4 protein-coding genes are annotated in these 4,027 nt (G+C 71.4%); all 4 read right to left on the bottom strand.

Features of this window, described 5'->3' with window-relative positions; all coding sequences use genetic code 11:
* On the bottom strand, positions 1 to 670 hold a 670-nt coding region (locus tag C1I98_RS36230; RefSeq protein ID WP_146607855.1), incomplete at its 3' end, for a S8 family serine peptidase.
* On the bottom strand, positions 664 to 1,395 hold the full coding sequence (locus C1I98_RS36225; RefSeq protein ID WP_233508483.1) for a hypothetical protein: 732 nt from the start codon (positions 1,393 to 1,395) through the stop codon (positions 664 to 666). The genes C1I98_RS36225 and C1I98_RS36230, both read right to left, overlap by 7 nt.
* Positions 1,396 to 1,627: 232 nt before the next feature.
* Entirely contained in the window at positions 1,628 to 2,809 is a 1,182-nt protein-coding gene (gene moeZ, locus C1I98_RS36220; RefSeq protein ID WP_111171799.1) for an adenylyltransferase/sulfurtransferase MoeZ, read from the bottom strand.
* A gap of 117 nt (positions 2,810 to 2,926) precedes the next feature.
* Positions 2,927 to 3,925, bottom strand: coding sequence for an alpha/beta fold hydrolase (locus tag C1I98_RS36215; RefSeq protein ID WP_233508482.1), 999 nt, complete (start codon positions 3,923 to 3,925; stop codon positions 2,927 to 2,929).
* Between the last annotated feature and the right edge of the window lie 102 nt (positions 3,926 to 4,027).

Raw genomic sequence — 4,027 nt, 5'->3', positions numbered from 1 at the left:
CGCCCGGGAACGCCGCCGGATAGGAGTAGGGCGCGAACCCGTCGGCCCCCGGCTTGGCCGCGCCGTCGTTGCCCGCCGCCGCCACCAGCACGACCCCCTTGGAGATCGCGTACCGGATCGCCGCCCGCTCCTCCTTGGTCGCCAGCTCCTTGGTGATCGACATGTTGATCACGTCGGCCCCCCGGTCCACCGCGTACCGGATGCCCTTGGCCACCACGTCCTCATAGCGCTCGGCCGAGTTGAACTCGCGAAACCCCGGCTCCTCGTCCTCCAGGATGATCCGCACCGAGAGGATCTTCGCCCGGGGCGCGATGCCGATGATCCCGTCGCCATTCCCCGGGCCGTGCCCGTGCCCGGCGATCAGCGAGGCCATGTAGGTGCCGTGCAGCTTACGCGGCCGTACGCCCGGCGGGTTGGCCCCCGCCGTGAAGTCACGCCCCACGATCACCGAACCGGCCAGGTCGCGGTGCCGCGGATCGACGCCGGAGTCGAGTACCGCCACCGTGACGCCCTTGCCCTTGCTCACACCCCAGGCCCTCGACACCTGAAGGGTGCGCAGCACCGGCCGCTGGCTGTCGCGCACGTCATCGGCCAACGCCGGGGCCGGTACCGTGACCACCGGCGCGACCAGCGCCGCCAGCAGCACGACCGCCGCCCGCCGCCTCAGCACGACCACTCCGCGGAGGCCGCGCAGTCCGGCGTGGCCGGGCGGGTCAGGTCGCGCAGGACCCGTTCGCCCATGTGGCCCGCGAACGCGAACATCGCCGGCCGCTGGTCGCCCACCGCCTTCGCCGGGCGGCCGTCCACCTGCCCGGCGGTGGTGAGCACGACGTAGGGGCCGCCCTGCCGTACCGTGCCGGACTGGCGGCCCGCGGCGGTGAAACGGTCGGTGACCGTGCCGGGGAAGGCCAGTGCGCGCAGGCCCGGACTGGGCCGCTCGCCCGAGGGGAAGGCGGCCTCGGCGCGCCGCGCCCTCGCCTCGTCGGGGAAGGCGGCGACGCCGATGGTCACCACCATGCCCTGCAACGCGTCGATGTAGGTCGCCCGGAGCACGGCCCGGCAGCCCGCCGTACGCAGCGCGGAGGCCAGCTTGGCATCGACCGCGGTCTGGCAGCGGTGGTCGGCGGCGATGCCGACCCGGCGGGCGCTCTCCTGCCCGCCCTGCTCGGCGGCGTAGCCGATCGCCTCGGGGAACACCTTGCCCACCGGCCAGGACTGCCAGCGCCGCGCGACCTCGGCCCCCGCCGCACGCTCCAGCTCACTCGCGCTGGGCCGCCTGGTCAGCTCGCCGCCCGCCGCGCTCGCGGCGACCCCGGCCACGCCCGCGCAGACCAGCGCGAGCACCGCGGCGGCGATCATGATGGGCAGGCCGCGTGTCCTGGTGTGTTCGTTCATCCGGCCCCCGCCCCCAGGAGCACGTGTCCGAAAGACCACGCTCGAAGACCGCTGTCGCTCACTTGCTCGACTTTAACGCGGAGTAGGCGAAGATGCGGTCAAGTCGCCCCGTGACATCCGCCGTTCCGCTTCGCGGAGAATGTCCCGCGAGGCCGGGCCCCGGGCTGGATCGCTCCGATCGACGGCCCGGACCGGCGCGGAACGGCGGATGTGCCGCTCGCAGAAATGCGCGTCAGTAGCTGGGCAGGCTGGGATCGATGGTCTTGACCCAGCTCAGCACCCCGCCACCGACGTGTACCGCGTCGGAGAACCCGGCGTTCTTGACGATCGCCAGCGCCTCGGCGCTACGCCCTCCGGACTTGCAGTGCAGCACGATCTTCTTGTCCTGCGGCAGCTTCTCCAGCGCGGCCCCGTTCAGGAACTCGCCCTTGGGGATCAGCGTCGCGCCCGGGATGGAGACGATCTCGTACTCGTTCTGCTCGCGGACGTCGACCAGGAAGATGTCATCGCCGCGGTCCTGCATGTCCTTCAGCTCACGCGCGGTGATCGTGGAGTCGGTCACCGCCTGCTGCGCGTCTTCCGAAAGCGCCCCGCAGAACGCCTCGTAGTCGTCGAGGAGCTGGGTGACGCTCGGGTTCTTGCCGCACAGCACGCACTCGGGGTCCTTGCGGACCTTGACCGTGCGGTACTGCATCTCCAGGGCGTCGTAGATCATCAGCCGCCCGACCAGCGGCTCGCCGATCCCGGTCAGCAGCTTGATCGCCTCGTTGACCTGGATCGAGCCGATCGACGCGCACAGCACGCCGAGCACGCCGCCCTCGGCGCAGGAGGGCACCATCCCGGGCGGCGGCGGCTCGGGGTAGAGGCAGCGGTAGCACGGGCCGTGCTCGGCCCAGAAGACGCTGGCCTGGCCGTCGAAGCGGTAGATCGACCCCCAGACGTACGGCTTGCCGAGCAGCACCGCCGCGTCGTTGACCATGTAGCGGGTCGCGAAGTTGTCGGTGCCGTCCACGATCAGGTCGTAGCCGGAGAAGATCTCCATGACGTTGTCGGTGCTCAACGCCACGTTGTGCACCACCACGTCGATCAGCGGGTTGATCTCCTTGACCGAGGCGGCGGCGCTCTCGGCCTTCAACCTGCCCACGTCGGACTGGCCGTGGATGACCTGGCGCTGGAGGTTGGACTCGTCCACGACGTCGAAGTCGATGATGCCGAGGGTGCCCACGCCCGCGGCGGCGAGGTACAGCAGGGCCGGCGACCCCAGTCCGCCCGCGCCCACACACAGCACCTTCGCGTTCTTCAGGCGCTTCTGCCCGGCCATTCCAACATCGGGAATGATCAGGTGACGCGAATACCGCCGAACCTCATCGACGGTGAGTTCGGCGGCCGGCTCTACCAGCGGTGGCAAGGACACAGTTCTACGCTCCCGTTTCAGGGGGTCTCTGTGGGTGTCAACCTAACCCGGTTGCCGGGCATTCCCCAAAGACCGCCGTTCGTCGGTCATCCCGTCCACAATGGTCCCGCGCGGCTTTCAGCCCCGCGACAGCGCCACCGACTCGGCGATCAGGCGGCGCGCCTCGCGGGCGACGGCATCGGGATACTCCATCTGCGCCACATGCCCGGCCCGGGGCAGCAGCACCAGCCTGACGTGCTGGAACGTACGGCCGGCCCGCGCCGCCATGCTCGGACGCACGATGCGGTCGTGCCTGCCGTGGATCACCAGCGTCGGCGCGGACACCTTCGCCGCCAGCCGCCAGAGGTTCTCCTCGCCCCGGCGGAAGTACTCGGCCACGATCGCCCGCGCGCAACCGACGAGGGCCGCGCCCGCGTACGGCAGGCCGTCCCGGCGGCGCAGTTCCTCCACCGCCTCGCGGAACCGCTCGGGGTGGATCCGGGTCGCGTCGGCGTAGCACATCTCGAAGGTGGCGCTCAGCCGGCGTTCGGCGGGGATCATCCGCATCCGGTCGACCGCCCACAGGCCGATGCCGGGCAGGGTGGAGAGCGCCACCCGGGCCGGGCCGTACCTGGGCAGCAGGTCGGGCATCGCGGGCGAGACCAGCACGAGCGACCGGACCAGATCGGGCCGCGTCGCGGCCACCCGGACCGAGACCGCGCCGCCGAGGGAGTTGCCGAACAGGTGTGCCGGGCGGTCGGCCACCCGCTCGATGAGGCCGATCACGGCGTTGGCGTGGGCGGCGATCGAGTAGTCGGTGTCCTCGGGGGCCGGGGAGAACCCGTTGCCGGGCAGGTCGATGGCGTAACCCTCGGCCACGTCCTGGAGGCGGTGCATCAGGTCCGTCCAGTTGGTGGCGGAACCGCCGAGACCGTGTACGTATACGGCGGTCTGGTCGCCGCCGCGCGGCGTCGCCCTGACGTACACCTCGCGTCCGCCGAGGTCGAACAGCTCCCCCGGCCAATGCGCGATCGGCACCTCGCCGTTCGCGGCACCCGTGTGTCGGATGGCTTCGCCGTCCGGGTCGCGCCGCGCGTACTCCGCGTCCCCGGTCGCCTGTGAGGTCGGCTCGGACACCACGCGCCCCTTCCTCCCTGTGCGTGTCCTGCGCTTCTGCCTGTCTCTCGACCATAACCACGGCACCGGCTCGCGCAATCCCCCGCCCTGGCCGTCCCCGGC

It is taken from the genome of Spongiactinospora gelatinilytica (assembly GCF_003236385.1).
Classification (GTDB): Bacteria; Actinomycetota; Actinomycetes; order Streptosporangiales; family Streptosporangiaceae; genus Spongiactinospora; species Spongiactinospora gelatinilytica.
Note: the sequence above shows the minus strand (reverse complement) of the source record. Positions and strands in the feature narration are given on the sequence as shown.

Bases quoted from the DNA above. Each gene is read 5' to 3' on its own strand.
- C1I98_RS36225 (WP_233508483.1), bottom strand. From the start codon at position 1,395: ATGAACGAACACACCAGGACACGCGGCCTGCCCATCATGATCGCCGCC.